This window comes from Flaviramulus basaltis (assembly GCF_900114265.1).
GTDB classification, from domain to species: Bacteria; Bacteroidota; Bacteroidia; order Flavobacteriales; family Flavobacteriaceae; genus Flaviramulus; species Flaviramulus basaltis.
In genome coordinates this window covers 1,108,660-1,126,007 of record NZ_FPKV01000002.1, presented here as the reverse complement: position 1 = coordinate 1,126,007, position 17,348 = coordinate 1,108,660, and the positions used below count along the sequence as shown (strand labels likewise).

At 30.6% G+C, this 17,348-nt stretch carries 10 protein-coding genes; 5 read left to right on the top strand and 5 right to left on the bottom strand.

Annotation, left to right across the window (positions count from 1 at the left end; translation table 11 throughout):
- Positions 1-34: 34 nt before the first annotated feature.
- The 5 genes from BT151_RS11525 to BT151_RS11505 form a co-directional block, all read right to left on the bottom strand.
- The gene (locus BT151_RS11525; protein ID WP_072402289.1) at positions 35-778 is read right to left on the bottom strand and encodes a class I SAM-dependent DNA methyltransferase; all 744 of its coding nucleotides are present in this window, start codon (positions 776-778) and stop codon (positions 35-37) included.
- 85 nt (positions 779-863) lie between these two features.
- Positions 864-3,641: a TonB-dependent receptor gene (locus BT151_RS11520; protein ID WP_072402287.1), complete on the bottom strand. Its 2,778-nt coding sequence runs from the start codon at positions 3,639-3,641 to the stop codon at positions 864-866.
- A gap of 139 nt (positions 3,642-3,780) precedes the next feature.
- Positions 3,781-6,645 (bottom strand): TonB-dependent receptor, encoded by a 2,865-nt coding sequence (locus tag BT151_RS11515; protein ID WP_245794805.1) that lies wholly within the window; start codon positions 6,643-6,645, stop codon positions 3,781-3,783.
- Positions 6,646-6,764: 119 nt separating this feature from the next.
- Positions 6,765-7,760, bottom strand: coding sequence for a FecR family protein (locus BT151_RS11510; RefSeq protein WP_072402285.1), 996 nt, complete (start codon positions 7,758-7,760; stop codon positions 6,765-6,767).
- 103 nt (positions 7,761-7,863) lie between these two features.
- Entirely contained in the window at positions 7,864-8,439 is a 576-nt protein-coding gene (locus BT151_RS11505) for an RNA polymerase sigma factor (protein ID WP_072402283.1), read from the bottom strand.
- 158 nt (positions 8,440-8,597) lie between these two features.
- Here BT151_RS11505 and ychF point away from each other — a divergent pair, with 158 nt between their 5' ends.
- The 5 genes from ychF to BT151_RS11480 all read left to right on the top strand — a co-directional run bounded on the left by ychF (position 8,598) and on the right by BT151_RS11480 (position 17,344).
- Positions 8,598-9,692, top strand: coding sequence for a redox-regulated ATPase YchF (gene ychF, locus BT151_RS11500; RefSeq protein WP_072402281.1), 1,095 nt, complete (start codon positions 8,598-8,600; stop codon positions 9,690-9,692).
- A 190-nt stretch (positions 9,693-9,882) separates the two neighbouring features.
- Complete coding sequence (locus BT151_RS11495) at positions 9,883-10,335, top strand: SRPBCC family protein (protein WP_072402279.1); 453 nt, start codon at positions 9,883-9,885, stop codon at positions 10,333-10,335.
- 180 nt (positions 10,336-10,515) lie between these two features.
- Positions 10,516-12,399: a T9SS type A sorting domain-containing protein gene (locus BT151_RS11490; RefSeq protein ID WP_084647930.1), complete on the top strand. Its 1,884-nt coding sequence runs from the start codon at positions 10,516-10,518 to the stop codon at positions 12,397-12,399.
- 144 nt (positions 12,400-12,543) lie between these two features.
- Positions 12,544-14,394: a DNA topoisomerase IV subunit B gene (locus BT151_RS11485; protein WP_072402275.1), complete on the top strand. Its 1,851-nt coding sequence runs from the start codon at positions 12,544-12,546 to the stop codon at positions 14,392-14,394.
- Positions 14,395-14,698: 304 nt separating this feature from the next.
- Positions 14,699-17,344 (top strand): DNA gyrase/topoisomerase IV subunit A, encoded by a 2,646-nt coding sequence (locus tag BT151_RS11480; protein ID WP_072402273.1) that lies wholly within the window; start codon positions 14,699-14,701, stop codon positions 17,342-17,344.
- Positions 17,345-17,348: the final 4 nt, after the last annotated feature.

The following is a 17,348-nucleotide window of genomic DNA, read 5'->3' as shown; positions in this document are numbered from 1 at the left end:
AAATTGTTACAAAAAAAGTAAAAATCTTACTATATTAAATACGTTTTGCTACTACCACATAAGTATCAAAAGCATAACTTTTTCGGTCAATAAATTCTATAAGTTCAAAATTATTTAAGTGTAAAAATAATTCCCATTCATTTTTTGTAAACGCTCTAACAACAGATTGGTCTTCTGTTAGTTTTATAGCTTTATCGTTAAGTTTTTCAAAATATACAGCATCCCAGTGAAACATGAAATTATCTTTTCTTTTATTAGGTTTCATAAGGCTTTCTCTATAATAATGTTTATTATTTATTGTGGCTTCATGAATCATTATTTCCTCATTTTTAATAATAGGGAAAAAACGATTAGCATCAATAAAATCAAAACACAGAATGCCATGCATTTCTAAGTTATAATGTATACTTTTTAAGGCATTATGAACGGCCTCATTGGTTAATAAATAGCTTGTTGTTCTGGCTGTAATAATAGTAGAAGCTGTTTTGGTGTTTAATTTAAAATTAGTCATGTCACCTTGTTGAAACCAGCCTTGTGGATTTCTCTTTTTTGACAGGGATATCATGTCTTTACTTAAATCTAATCCCTTATAATGTATGCTTGACTCTAAAAAGTATTTTGCTAAATGGCCAGTGCCACAGCCAATCTCTAAAACAGAGTGTTTTGAGTGCGTGTTGATTATGTTAGAATAAAACTGAAACTCTTCTTTATAATTAATAAAAGTTTGATACATGTCATCATATATGGTTTCAAAACCATTAGAATATAAACTCTGCATAAGTTTGTTTTTATTAATTTAAAGATAAAAAAAATGCTGCTCAAATAGAGCAGCATTTAATAATATAATTAAGTAAATAAACTAATTAAAATTTATAGTTTAAAGATAAGTTAAACATAGTCCCTAATTGACTAAAATGATAACCATCGTAAGTCATTTGAGAATAACGTTGGTTAAAAGTAATCAAGTTAGATTGTTCTTGAATGGCAGTAATACCATAAGAATTTAATGTCGTATCATTTATTAAAGCTTGACCAGCGGCATTTTCTGCTTTAAAGCTCCATTCAGGTAATACGTTTAACAAGTTATTAATATTTAATGCAATAGTAAATTTATCTGTTGCATTAAAGTTAATACCTAAATCTGTAACAATTTTTGGAGTAAACTCTGTTCTTAAATCATCACTCATCCCTTGTTGTTTGAAAGTAGTTTTTCCAAAATAAGTATTGTTTAAAGAGAATCCAAATTTGTTTATGTCATAATTTGCACCTAAAATCCATTTTGTTTCTGGTCTAGATGTAAAAAACAAAGCTTCTTGAGTTGCATTAACAATAGATTGACCATTTGCAGTTGCAAAGGCTGGATTTTTAACATCTCCATCTCTTTCATTAGTTATAGTATAATTTCCTGATAAGTTTAAATCTAAATTACCAGCACCAAGTGAAATATTCTTTTGGCTAATAACTACATCTAAACCAGATGTTTTAGTGTCTAATGCATTTGCAAAGAAACTTAAATCTGATAATCCAGCAAAAGCAGGAGTATTAGGAGGCGTAACCTCAGATCCTAATACAATTCTGTCTTTCACAGCAATGTTATAATAATCTACAGTAAAACTTAATGTGTTTGTTAATTTACCTCCTAAACCAATAGTGAAGTTGTTAGATGTTTCTGCATCTAATTCTGGAAGACCTAATAATTTTGCTTGAGTAGAAACGTTATTAACTAAACCACCAACTTGAATACCTTGTCCAGGAATAAAGCTATATTGTGCTTTTTGAGTATAAATTTGGTGTAATGTTGGCGCTCTAAACCCTGAAGAAACAGAGGCTCTAACGGTAAACTTATCACTTAATTTTAAACGAGAACTTAATTTATATACAAAGGTATTTCCAAAATCTGAATAATTTTCAGTTCTTATTGTTCCACTTAATAAAAAGGCTTCGCTAACATCATAATCTACAGAGAAGTAGCCACCAATATTATAACGGTTAAATTTACCTGAATTATCTGGACTGTTACCAGAAAAAGAATCGGCTCCACCACCATCATAAGATGCTAATTCCCCTTCAATTACTTCAAAAGTCTCGTTTCTAAACTCTGCACCAAAACCAATACTTATTTGATCTGAAAGTATTCTAGAAATATCTATATTTCCAACATTATGAGTGAATTTTGTGCCTCCTGGATCAAAAGATTGCTTACTGTTTTCTCTATACAATTGAGAGCCTTCAGTAATTTCACCATCATCAACAGTACCGTTATTATTAGCATCAACCCAAGTTGATGGAGAATAAACAACGTTTCTATTATGTGAATTGTTTACTTTATAAGTTTGAGTGTTTCCACCAGTTGTATAACTTAAATCAACATTCCAGTCGTTAATTTTAGTTTTAATACCAATAGTACCATTATAGTCATTTAATAAACCTTCAAATGTTGGTACATAACCATCATAACCACCAGCTGTATTAGGATTATTCCCAGGGAAAAAATCTGCTAAATAAGGAAAATCATCAACAGTTCTCCAATATGGTGTTCTATAGTTAGCATAACTGTTTACTTTTTTATATACATAAGCAGCGTTAAAGTACATTTCTGTATTATCACTCAAATCAAAAGCACTGTTCACTAAAAATTTAGAAGCAGCTGTTTCAGGTGATCCATTTATGTTTCCAGCATCTGGACGGCGTGATAAGAATTCTTGTACATCTGCAATGTCTGCTCCAAAATCAAAAGCATCACCATCTGCATCTACTTTACCTGGCCTGTTTGCTTGATTTACTTTAGAAAAGTCTATAGTATAATTAATAAAACCTTTATCGTCCCCAATAGTACTACCATTATTTACACTAAAACCAAACATTTCTCCATCTCCTTCTGAAGTAAGACCTGTTCTTAAGGTAGCAGACCCATCATTTGGAGAATCTTTAAGTATAATATTCATTACACCCGCAATTGCATCAGAACCATATTGTGCAGATGCTCCATCACGTAAAATCTCAACACGTTTAATGGCATCTGTTGGAATCGCAGAAATATCAGCACCTGTTTCACCACGACCTGGAGAGGTTTGTGTGTATAATAAAGCACTTAAATTTTTACGTTTACCATTAATTAAAATTAATGTTCTACTAGGTCCCATATTTCTAATTTCATAAGGATCTAATAAAGAAGTTGCATCGTTTACAGGTGTTTGAACCGTGTTAAATGATGGTATTCTATATTGTAATGCTTTATCAAAAGTAGCTTGACCTGTAGATGTTAATTCTTTAATACCAACAACATCAACTGGTAAAGCAGAGTCTACATTACTTCTTGGTGCTGTACGTGAACCAACAAGAATTACTTCGTCTAGAGCTTCTCCATCTGATAATGTAATGCTAATTTGTGAGCGTCCATTTACAGATTCTTCTTTTGTACTATAACCTACATAACTAAATACTAGTATTCCGTTTTCACTTACTGTAATGGAATAGTTTCCATCAAAATCGGTTGTTGTTCCATTTGTAGTGCCTTTTTCTATAACATTTACACCAGGAATAGCTATACCATTTTGGTCGGTAACCTTTCCAGAGACTTGTTGTGCAAAAGTAAATGATACACTAAAAATTAATAAAAATAAAATAATTGTGTTTTTCATAAAGTATTTATTAAGTTAATAAATGAGTTAGTTTATATTATAAGGAGCTAGGTTTTATAATATACTCTCTTAATTTTAACTATTTTTTAACTTTATAGTAACAAGAATTTTAAATTGCTGATAATCAGTATTTTAAAAATTAAAATTTATACGAAATATTTGTGAAGAAAAAAGAACCATTTGTTCCCATTTGTACAGAATCCCAATAGCCTCCGCTGTCTGTCCAATCACTTTGCTGTGCTGTAGGATAAATATTAAATAAATTATTTATACCAAACCTAAGTGACATTTTTTTTGTTAAAGCATACCCAATGTTTATATCTGTAGTTAATTTGGAGTTGTATACATCTGTGGCTTTCCTAAGCCTATCAGCTTCATTTAAATATTCTGAATCTGGATCTTCTGCAACTACTGGTTCGTAAATTTGCCAATCTATCAATGTTACTTTACTAAAACTAGTAATGGATAGGTTTGAGTCAAATTTTTTATTTGAGTAGTTAAAACTTAGGTTGAATTTGTTCTTTGGAGCTGAAGCTATTAAAAAATATTGATCGCGTTTACCAAAAAAGGTTTCCTCGTCTAATAATCTGTTATTTATTTTATCTATAGTCATGCTATTAATATTACCAGCAAAAGTGACTAAAAATGAATTATTTTGAATTATTTTTCTCCATGTTAATATAATATCTAGCCCTAATGTACTTGTGTTTACTCCGTTAGCGAAAAATTGAACGTCATTCACATTGGCATTAAGATTGCTGGCATCAAAATTTCCTGTTAAAATAATTCTATCTTTAATATGTACATAGTAGCCATCTACTGTGGCTTTAAAATTGTTGATTTTTGCTGTAAATCCAAGACTTCCATTAATAGCTTTTTCTTCAATCAATTCACCTATGCCAAAACCCCTGGTAATAGGGCTGTTACTTTGTTCTAATAGTGATTCTGATGGTTCGCTACCAATAAAATTGGTGAATTTTAAATTATAATAAACTTGAGCTAAAGAAGGTGCTCTAAACCCTGTGCTAAAAGAACTTCGCATATTAAAGCTATTACTAGCCTTATATCTTGATGATAGTTTATAGTTGAATGTATTGCCAAAATCACTATACTTTTCGTATCTCCCAGCTATACCAAACATGAATTTACTGTTGAAATCAAATTCTGTATCTATATATAATGCTAGGTTCGATCTTGTTTGATCGACTTGGTTTTCTGGAGAATACCCAGGGAAACCTTGGGAGCCTCTTGCGCGAACAAAACCATTTAGCATAACTAAATCACTAGAAGGGGTGTTTTGATTTACAATATTCCCATTAACATCGTATGCTGCATAAGAACCAGGTTCACCAGCAAATATTTTATAATTTTCTATTCTGTATTCTGTTCCAAAAGCTATATTTATGCCATTAAAAATGTCTTTATAAAACTTAGTAAAATCTGCACTAGTAGTGTTTTGGTTTAAAATGTGACCTCCAGCATCAAAACTTGTTGGTGAGTTAGAAAGTAAAGTAGCATTGAGTGTTTCTTTAATAAAATAATGAAAATTATTGCGGCCAAAGGTATTGTTGATATCTATATTCCAGCCATTAAACTTGGTTTTAAAGCCAGATGAAATGGAATTATCTTTTATTTTTGCTGTTATTAATGGGTTAAATCCGTTTGGATAAATATCTATTACATTTCTTGGACTATCTGCAGGTCTAGTGAAAGCGTAAGATTCTGATTCTCTGTAGCTATAGCCTCCAAAAGTATAGAAAATTGAATTTTTATTTATAGGGATTTCGGTGTTTAAAAAAAGACTATATTCATTTAAACCTGCTTCGCCATATTTTTCTCTAAAATCGGCTCCAGGTCTTAAGGTTTTATCTTTTGATAAATATTCAGTAGTTAAATTTAAAAAACCGCTTTTCGCAATTTTCATTCCATAATTACCAGATACTTTCAAAGTATTCCCATCAATTCCAGATGTTGGGTGAGCAAAATCCTCTTTTGTATTTGCATTATTAAAACCATAGGTTACACTTCCATTAAATGTATCAATTTCATCTTTTAGAACAATATTTATAACTCCTGCTATGGCATCAGATCCATATTGGGCAGAAGCACCATCTCGAAGTACTTCAATTTTTTTTATTGCTGATGCAGGTATAGCATTTAAATCTGTACCAGAATTTCCTCTGCCACGAGTTCCATATAAATTGATTAAAGATGATTGATGCCTTCTTTTTCCGTTAATTAAAATTAAAGTTTGATCTGGGCCTAAACCTCTTAATGTTGCAGGTACTATGTGGTCTGCTCCATCTGCACCAGATTGTTTTGTAGCGTTAAAAGAAGGTATAACAAATTGTAGAATTTGATTAATTTCTATTTGCCCTGTTTTATTAGTGGCTTCTTCTAATTCAATAATATCTACAGCAGAAGTTGTATCCAGAGCAGATCTATTAGCGTTTCTAGAACCTACTATTTGAATTTCGTTTAAAGATTCTCCAGGGTCTAAAATAATAGTTAAATCATTTTTATTTTGTGTGTCTATAATTTTTGTTGCATAACCAATATAGCTTACAGTAATAAATAGTTTATTTAAAGAACTTACGGGTAATGTGAAATTTCCATTTATGTTTGTGGTGGCTCCATTAATAGATCCATTTTCAATAATATTGGCTTCTGGTAAGGGATTGTTAAAAGCATCTAGCACTTTCCCTTTTAAAATAAATTGTGAGCTAGTATTGGAATTTGAAATTGTAGCAATAGTTTGATTTAATCTTTTTTTTGCAGTCTCTAAGGAGGCTTTTCCTTGTTCACTATCGTTATAAATTACATAGTAATTATTGCCTAAATTATCAAAATGTAAATTTGTTTGATCTCTTAAATAGTCAACTATTACTTGTAGGTCTGTACTTTTTAATTGGGTTGTATTTATATCAATATTACTTAGTAAATCGGCATCGTAGGTAAAAAAAACCTGATATTGATTACTTAGCTTAGATAAAAACAAAGTCAACTTTGTATGTTGACTTGAGGTGTTTTGAGCGTTTAATTTCAGACTATAAGTTATAATCAAGATAAAAAACAAGATTATTTTTAAGGGTCTAAAAGAATACATTTTAACTAAATTAGAGTCTAATTTTTGTGAATGTATAGCTTATTATTTTTATTTACAATAGTTACTTGTGCAGATTTTTCAATTGTTTTGATACAAATATCTAGATTTTGAGTTGGTACGGCTCCAGTAATTAATATTTTTTTACTTAAACTGTCTTCAAATATTGTGGTAATTCCATAGGTCTCTTCAATTTTATTCATAGCAGACTCAAGTGTAGAACGGTCAAAAATTAAAGAACCATTTTTCCAAGAAGTTTGTAATTCTGGTCTCATTACTCTTTTTTGTTCAATAATTTTGTTGGTTTTGTAAGAATAGGAAACCAAATCGCCTGGAACCATTTTCTTTTGTAATCCATTATTTAATTTAAGTTCAACATGACCTTCTTCTAAGAATACTTGAGTTCTTGTATTTCTATTATTAACATTGAAAGCAGTTCCATAAACCTCTACTTTAAGATCTTTTGTGGTAACTAAAAATTTAGCATTAGTTGCTGGTTTTTTTTCAACATTAAAAAAGGCTTCACCTTCTAAGTTTATTTCTCTAATAGCATCATTACTATAAGATAAGACTGAGTTAGAATTTAATTTAACTTTAGTTCCATCTGGTAGTTTAATATCTAATATTTCTCCATAAGTAGTTTTGTGAACCACAGTTGTAGATTTATTTGTAAAATAAAATGCAGAAATAGTTATAAAAAGTAAAATTAAGGCAGCAATACTTTGGTATTTTACTTTTTTATAAAAAGGAGCTTTATTATTGATATTTAGAGTTTTTAACTCCTTTTCAAATGCATTCCAAGCATCTAGAGTTTTTTCTTCACTAATAAATGATTTATTAAACTTAACGCCAATAATTATATCTTTTGCATCATATGCCAGTTGTTTTTTTTCTGGATTTTGAAGAAGCCAATCATTCCAAAATTCAACATCAGCCATCTGTTTTTTATTAACCCAGTTAACGAATGATTCATCGTTTAATAAGTCTTCGATTTTAGTGTAAACTTTATTTTTCATATGAGAGAATTACTCTTTCGGTAATTTTATTCAACATTCTTTAATTACTATAAGTAAGATTTAAATAATTTATACCCTTCTTTTTTATAGATTTATTAATATTTTATATAATATTTTTTAAAAGTTCATTTAAAAGTGCATTTTGTCGTAATTTTTTAATGCCTTTATGTATTAAATTTAATGTACTTTGATAATTTATTTCAAGAACTTGTGCTATTTCATCTGTAGTTAAATCACTATAATATTTTAAGTAAATAACTTCTTTTTGTCTTTTTGGCAACTCATTTAACAGGCTAACTATACTAGTTTGTTTAAAAGCATCAATTTCTTGTTGAATCATAACATCTTCAGCAGAAAAATTTATATCTATAAAATGATTTACTTTATCATCATAATCAACTTTTTTTGAAGCCATTTTTAATTCACGAAATAAACTTCTTCTAAAGGAAACATATAGATAGGGCTTAATAGAATCTAAATTTGCTAAATTTTCTCTGTGCTGGTATATGTATAGAAAAAAATCTTGTAGACAATCTTCAGTTAATTGGGTATTATAATTCGAAATTTTTAAGCCATAATTATGCAAAAGAGGATAGTATACCTTATAGAGAGTGGAGAACGCTTTTGAATCACCACTTTTAAGGGATGCCCATAAATTATAATCATGTAAATTCTTCATAAAAAAGAAACAATGCGTAAAAATAATAGAATATTTGTTAACACCTATAAATATAAAGTTTTTTAGAGAAGTAATTATAGAGTGATTTGTTAAATGAAAACTAATAGGTTTCTTGATGCAAACTATTATCTTTGCACTCGCAAAAATCACATTAAATTATGAAAGCAGGCATAGTAGGATTACCAAACGTAGGGAAATCAACTTTATTTAATTGTTTATCAAACGCTAAAGCGCAAAGTGCAAACTTTCCTTTTTGTACAATAGAACCAAATATAGGTGTGGTAAATGTGCCAGATCCACGTTTAGAGAGATTAGAAGAATTAGTGAGTCCAGAGCGTGTACAGCCAGCAACAGTTGAGATTGTTGATATTGCTGGATTAGTAAAAGGTGCAAGTAAAGGAGAAGGTTTAGGAAATCAGTTTTTAGCAAATATTAGAGAAACTGATGCTATTCTACATGTATTACGTTGTTTTGATAACGATAATATTGTACATGTTGATGGAAATGTAAATCCTATTAGAGATAAGGAAACTATCGACATGGAATTACAACTTAAAGATCTTGAAACTGTAGATAAAAAATTAGATAAAGTAAAACGTGCAGCAAAAACGGGAAATAAAGATGCTCAAAAAGAAGAAGCTGTTTTATTAAAAATTAAAGCTGGTTTAGAAGCGGGAATCTCTGTTAGAGCTTTAGAGTTTAGTGAAGATGATGATAATGATTTTGTTAAGCCATCACAGTTTATTACAGATAAACCGGTTATGTATGTTTGTAATGTAGATGAAGGTGCTGCGGTTTCTGGTAATGCTTACGTTGAGCTAGTTAAAGAGGCTGTTAAGGATGAAAATGCAGAGGTTTTAGTTTTAGCTGTTGGTACAGAGGCGGACATTAATGAGTTAGATGATTATGAAGAGCGTCAAATGTTCTTGCAAGATATAGGTTTAGATGAGGCAGGTGCGGCTAAATTAATTCGTTCTGCTTATAAGCTATTAAATCAACAAACTTACTTTACAGCTGGAGTTAAAGAAGTTCGTGCTTGGACTATTGATATTGGAGCAACTGCACCACAAGCAGCAGGTGTAATACATACCGATTTTGAAAAGGGTTTTATTCGTGCTGAGGTAATTGGCTACGAGGATTTTTCTACATTAGGTAGTGAAGCTAAAGTGAAAGAAGCCGGTAAAATGCGTGTTGAAGGGAAAAATTATGTTGTGAAAGATGGTGATGTTATGCATTTCTTATTTAATGTGTAACTAAGCTTTAATTAGTCTTTTGTGAAATAATTATAATCTTGATACATTATTGTGAATACAATAAAGTAGCTTGAGTTTTTTTAAATAGTGCTAATTCTCTTTTTATTTTTAATAAAAAAGGATAAATCGCCCATGTTAAAGTTTGGATTCAGCTATTTTAGAAAAATAAATCAAATTATAATTATTTATAATGCCTACAATTGAAATCAAAACAGAGATAAATTCAGATCTTAATACTTGTTTTGATTTAGCCAGAAATATTGATTTTCATCAAGAATCATTAAAACATTCTAATGAAAAAGCAATAGCAGGTAAAATGACTGGATTAATAGAGCTTGGAGAGTGGGTTAGTTGGGAAGCTAAACATTTAGGGTTTGTTCAACACTTAACTTCAAAAATCACAGAGTTTGAAGCTCCAAATTATTTTGTAGACGAAATGGTTTTTGGTGCTTTTAAATCATTTAGGCATGAGCATCATTTCCTTGAAAGCGAAAATAGAACTGTCATGATTGACGTTTTTTATTTTGAATCTCCTTACGGAGTTTTAGGTGAATTTGCGAATTGGTTATTTTTAAAAAAATATATGACTAATCTTTTAAAAAAAAGAAATTCACTATTAAAACAAAAGGCAGAATTGTTGTAAAAAGGTTTCAAATTTAATTACTCATTATATTTCAGTATTAATATTATTTGATATTTAAAATGAAATCAGAGTGATATGATTTTATCATTTTACTATCAAAACCTATCAAATTCTGTTTTTTTATTATTATTAAGTGTATGAATAACACATCTATCTATTAATTTAGTAGAAAAAATAGATATGATAAAAAGAATACACATGTTTTTTGTAGGTCTTCTACTTACGCTTACAGTAAACTCACAAAACACTGTAGAAATGAATTGCCAAGATTTATTTTTAAGTGGTGTTAATTTAGCATGGGACCAGTTTGGTGGAGATGTGGGTTTTGATTCTAACCCAAATTTAGCATTTTTTGATACTTTTTTTTCCGATGTTAAAGCTGCTGGAGGTAATTCGGTGCGTTGGTGGTTTCACACAGATGGATCATTTACACCAGAAATTCAATCATCAGGATATGTTACAGGTTTGCATGAAACACTTACAAATGATCAAATAATTGCTCAGGTTGTATCGATTTTAGATACTGCTGAAGCAAATGATATATATTTAAATATTAGTTTGTTTTCTTTTGATATGTTACAGGATTATTCTGGTAAAGCATGGACAGGAAATGATTTTACAGGGAATAAGCCTTTTTTTGAATCGGAGAGTAATATTCAATCTTACATAGATAATGCATTAACGCCTCTTGTGAATGCTGTTAAAGATCATAATGCCTTAGGAAGTTGGGAAATTTTTAATGAACCAGAAGGAATGACATCTCAGTTTGGTTGGACAGGAAATCAAGGTGGAGAGTTTATTTCAATAACAGATGTTCAGTTAACTGTTAATATGTTGGCAGATGCTATTCATAATGTAGATCCAGATGCTTTAGTTACAAATGGTGCATGGGCTATGATTGCTAATACGGATAATGGAAGTTATACGAATTACTATTCTGATGCCAATTTGTTAGCTATTGGAAATAATAATTATCCTAATGGGACTTTAGATTATTACCAAGTACATTATTATGATTGGCAAAGTACAGCTATATCTCCATTTGCACATCCTGCAAGTTTTTGGAATTTAGATAAGCCACTTGTTATAGGTGAGTTTCATGCTAATGAAGCTAACACTGCTTTGGGAGTTACAGATGATTCTCCTTATGATTGGTTGTACGACAATGGCTATGCTGGTGCTTGGGGTTGGCAATATAATACTACAGAACTTTGGTCAGATATTGAACCGCAAATTGCCTATATGCAGATACAAAATCCGACTGCTGTAAATATTGATCCAAATGCTTGTTTAAGTGCAGAATTTTCATCTAACGTTACATCAACTTGCGAAGATAATGCAGTTACTTTTACAGCGGCTTCATCATCTAGTAATATTACATCTTGGATATGGGATTTTGGTGATGGTCAAACAGCTAATACAAAAGGTCCACATGCAATTACTTATACAACAGCAGGAACATATTCAGTTTCGTTAACAACTTCAAATGGAGTTGATAATGATACCGTTATAAAAACAGATTTAATCACAATTACAGCGCCATCAACAGTTGCAGTAACTATTGCTGATGGTTCTTCTTGTGCAACTTCTGTTACCTTTAATGCAGAATTAACTCCAACGATTGCTTCAGGAGCTTCTCTAAGATGGTATTTAAATAATGCTTTTCAATCGAGTGCATCAGGTCAATTAAGCTTTACGCCAGCTTCAATTGCAGATGGAGATCAGATTCGTTTTGAAGTGTCGCATTCTAGCTTATCAGTATGCCATACAAGTAGTACGTTAGTTTCAGAAACAATCACCTTAGATTGTAATGCATTATCTGCTGATGAATTTAATTTAAACTCTATAGAGCTATATCCAAATCCTGTAACTAATATTATTAATATTAGAGGATTACATGAAACTGCAAATATTGAGGTCTATTCTTCTTATGGAAATAAAGTTTTAAGTTTAAAATCTATTGAAAGTAATAAAATTGATATTTCTAATTTAGCTTCAGGTATGTATGTTGTTAGAATTTCAACAGATAAAGGACAGGCAGTTAAAAAAGTAATAAAATTGTAAAATAGAATATTTACATAACTTATTAAAAATCCAACTCAGTTTTGAGTTGGATTTTTAATTTCTTGTTGATAACTAATTAGTAAGACAGTTATATATTTTTTGTCTAAAATAGTATTTTAGCGTACTTTCAATACTTTTTGTTATATGGCTGAAGAAACTAATTATACCGAAGATAATATACGTTCATTAGACTGGAAAGAGCATATCCGTATGCGTCCAGGAATGTATATTGGTAAATTGGGTGATGGTTCTTCACCAGATGATGGTATTTACATTTTGCTTAAAGAAGTTTTGGATAACTCTATTGATGAATATGTCATGGGTGCTGGAAAAACTATTGAAATTTCCATTCAAGGCACTAAAGTTACAGTTAGAGATTACGGTCGAGGTATTCCTTTAGGAAAAGTAGTTGATGTTGTTTCTAAAATGAATACTGGTGGAAAGTACGACTCTAAAGCTTTTAAAAAATCTGTAGGTCTTAATGGTGTTGGTACAAAAGCGGTTAATGCATTGTCATCATTTTTTAGAGTGGAATCTACACGTGATAGTAAAAGTGCTTCCGCAGAATTTGAACAAGGTAACCTAATTAATCAAGATTTATTAGAAGATACCTCACGCCGAAAAGGAACCAAAGTCTCTTTTGTTCCAGATGAAATTATCTTCAAAAACTATAAATATAGAAACGAGTATATCGTTAAAATGCTTAAAAATTATGTGTATTTAAACCCAGGTTTAACCATAGTTTTTAACGGAGAGAAATATTATAGTGAAAACGGATTAAAAGATTTATTAAGTGAAAATATTAATGAATCAGATAGATTGTATCCTATTATTCATTTAAGAGGTGACGATATTGAAATCGCGTTAACACACAGTAAAACACAGTATAGTGAAGAGTATCATTCGTTTGTAAACGGACAAAATACCACGCAAGGAGGAACTCATTTAAATGCATTTAGAGAAGCCTTAGTAAAAACAATTCGTGAGTTTTACGGTAAAAACTATGATGCATCAGATATTAGGAAATCTGTAGTTAGTGCCATTGCAATAAAAGTGATGGAGCCGGTTTTTGAAAGCCAGACAAAAACAAAGCTAGGTTCTACAGATATGGGAGGCGAATTGCCAACGGTAAGAACTTATATAAGCGATTTTTTAAAAACTTATTTAGATAATTATTTACATAAAAATCAAGAAGCAGCCGAAAAAATTCAACGTAAAATTCTACAAGCAGAACGAGAACGTAAAGAATTGTCGGGCATTCGAAAACTAGCAAAAGACAGAGCCAAAAAAGCAAGTCTTCACAATAAAAAATTACGCGATTGTCGTGTGCATTTTGGAGATACCAAAAACGAACGAAATCTAGAATCAACACTTTTTATTACAGAGGGAGATTCAGCATCAGGAAGTATTACAAAATCACGAGATGTTAATACACAAGCGGTATTTAGTTTAAAAGGGAAACCATTAAATTGTTATGGGCTTAGTAAAAAAATTGTTTATGAAAACGAAGAATTTAACTTACTACAAGCAGCGTTAAATATTGAAGAATCATTAGAAGATTTACGATATAATAATGTTGTAATAGCAACAGATGCCGATGTAGATGGAATGCATATTAGGTTACTATTAATAACTTTCTTTCTTCAGTTTTTTCCTGAGGTCATAAAAGAAGGGCATTTATATATTTTGCAAACACCATTATTTAGGGTAAGAAATAAAAAAGAAACTATTTATTGCTATTCTGATGAAGAGCGACGAGATGCTATTGAAAAGTTAAAACCAAAACCAGAGATAACACGATTTAAAGGACTTGGTGAAATTTCGCCAGATGAATTTAAATATTTTATTGGTGAAGATATTCGATTAGATCCTGTGATGTTAGATGATGGCATGTCTATTGAAGATTTATTGTCATTTTATATGGGTAAAAACACACCAACAAGACAAGAGTTTATAATTGATAATCTTAAGGTAGAATTGGATATTATCGATTAAGTGTATTAAAAATTATTAATAAAACATTATTTAAGTGTTAAATTAAGAATATGATTGATTTTTTTTGAAAAATTAAGCTGACATATTGAAGTTTAGAACTAAATTTGCATCGCCAAAAGCAAAATTGGCTACAAAAGCAATTTTAAACTAAATAGTGATATGTTATACGTAAAAGAAAAAACAGAAAAAACTAAAAGAGATTATTCTTATTTACATTTGAGTCCAACAAGTAAAAAAGTAAAAAAAAACAAAAAAAAGGTTAGAGTAACGCTTAGCGGGAAGCCAAAATAAACTTAACTAATTAATGATTGAAGAAGGCGACGATTTAAATAACGAACAAGAAGAACCAAAAGAAACAATTACCCGAGTAACGGGTATGTATAAAGATTGGTTTTTAGATTATGCATCTTACGTTATCTTAGAACGTGCCGTACCAGCCATTGAAGACGGGTTTAAACCTGTACAACGTCGTATCATGCATTCTATGAAAGATTTGGATGATGGACGTTACAATAAAGTAGCAAACATTGTTGGGCATACTATGCAATACCATCCGCATGGAGACGCAAGTATTGCCGATGCAATGGTTCAAATAGGGCAAAAAGATTTATTAATAGATACCCAAGGAAACTGGGGAAATATTCTTACTGGAGATAGTGCAGCAGCATCACGTTATATTGAAGCGCGTATTTCAAAATTCGGGCTTGATGTTGTTTATAACCCAAAAATAACCGAATGGCAATCTAGTTATGATGGTCGCCGAAAAGAGCCCGTAAACTTACCTGTTAAATTCCCATTATTGTTAGCGCAAGGTGGTGAAGGAATTGCAGTAGGTTTATCAACAAAAATATTACCGCATAATTTTATTGAACTTATTGATGCTTCAATAAAGCATTTACAAGGAAAACGATTTACAATCCTTCCAGATTTTCCAACAGCAGGTATTGCAGATTTTTCTAATTATAATGATGGTTTAAGAGGAGGGAAAGTACGTGTTCGAGCTAAAATTTCTCAATTAGATAAAAATACTTTAACTATAACAGAAATTCCTTTTGCTACAACCACTTCAACTTTAATTGATTCTATTTTAAAAGCAAACGAAAAAGGGAAAATTAAAGTTAAAAAGATAGAAGACAATACAGCTGCGGAGGTTGAAATATTAATACATCTTCCACCAGGCTTATCTCCAGATAAAACTATTGATGCCTTATATGCATTTACTAGTTGCGAAAGTTCCATTTCACCATTAGGATGTGTTATTGAAGATAATAAACCATTGTTTGTTGGGGTTACCGAAATGTTGCGTCGTAGTACAGATAACACGGTTCAGCTTTTAAAACAAGATCTAGAAATTAAATTAAATGAGCTTGAAGAGCAATGGCATTTTGCATCTTTAGAACGTATTTTCATTGAAAAAAGGATTTACCGTGATATAGAGGAAGAAGAAACTTGGGAAGGTGTTATAAAAGCTATAGATAAAGGTCTTCAGCCACATATTAAACATTTAAAACGTACAATTACAGAAGATGATATTGTGCGTTTAACAGAAATTAGAATCAAGCGTATTTCAAAATTTGACATCGATAAAGCACAACAAAAAATTGATGCTTTAGAAGATCAAATAGCAGAAGTAAAACATCATTTAGCACATCTTATAGATTATGCTATTGCCTATTTTAAAAGATTAAAAAAGGATTATGGTGAAGGAAGAGAACGCAAAACAGAAATTAGAACTTTTGATGATGTAGACGCTACAAAAGTGATAATACGAAATACAAAACTTTACGTAAATAGAGAGGAAGGTTTTATTGGAACTTCTCTAAAACGCGACGAGTATGTTGGTGATTGTAGTGATATTGACGACATTATTGTGTTTACCAAAGAAGGTAAAATGATGGTTACTAAAGTTGATTCTAAAACTTTTATTGGTAAAGATATTATTCATGTTGAGGTTTTTAAAAAGAAAGACAAACGTACTATTTACAACCTGATTTATCGCGATGGGAAAAGTGGACCATCCTATATTAAACGCTTTGCAGTTACAAGTATTACACGCGATAGAGAATACGATTTAACCAATGGGAATAAAGGGTCTGTTGCATTGTATTTTTCAGCAAATCCAAATGGAGAAGCTGAAGTTGTTACTATTTTATTACGACAAGCAGGAAGCATTAAAAAGTTGAAATGGGATATCGATTTTGCCGATATTCTTATAAAAGGACGAGTATCTAAAGGAAATTTAGTCACTAAATATTCTGTAAAACGCGTTGAACTAAAAGAAAAAGGAGTTTCTACTTTAAAGCCACGAAAAATTTGGTTTGATGATACGGTACAACGTTTAAATGTTGATGGAAGAGGAGATTTAGTAGGTGAGTTTAGAGGCGAAGATAAACTGCTAATTATCACACAATCTGGAATGATAAAAACGGTAACACCAGAAGTTACTATGCATTTTGATGATGATATGATTGTAATGGAAAAATGGATTCCTAAAAAACCAATTTCTGCTATTTATTTTAATGGCGAAAAGGAAATGCATTATGTAAAACGATTTCTGATTGAACAAGAAGGCAAGGAAGAATCTTTTATATCAGAACATTCAAATTCACAATTAGAAATTGTATCTACAGATTGGAAACCTATGGCAGAAATAGTTTTTGCAAAAGAGCGAGGTAAAGAAAGAAAAGAGAATTTAGAAATAAATCTTGAAGAATTTATTTCGATTAAAGGAATAGCTGCTTTAGGAAATCAATTAACTAAAGATAAAGTGAATCAAGTTAATTTATTGGAGTCTTTACCATATGAAGCACCAGAAGAAGTACATGCAGACGAATTAGAAGTGTTTGATGAAGAAACCATTCATATAGAAAAAACTACAGATTCTGATTCTAACATAAAGAATGAAAAAGATTCTGATAGTGATGATGAAGGCCAAATTACGTTATTTTAAAACT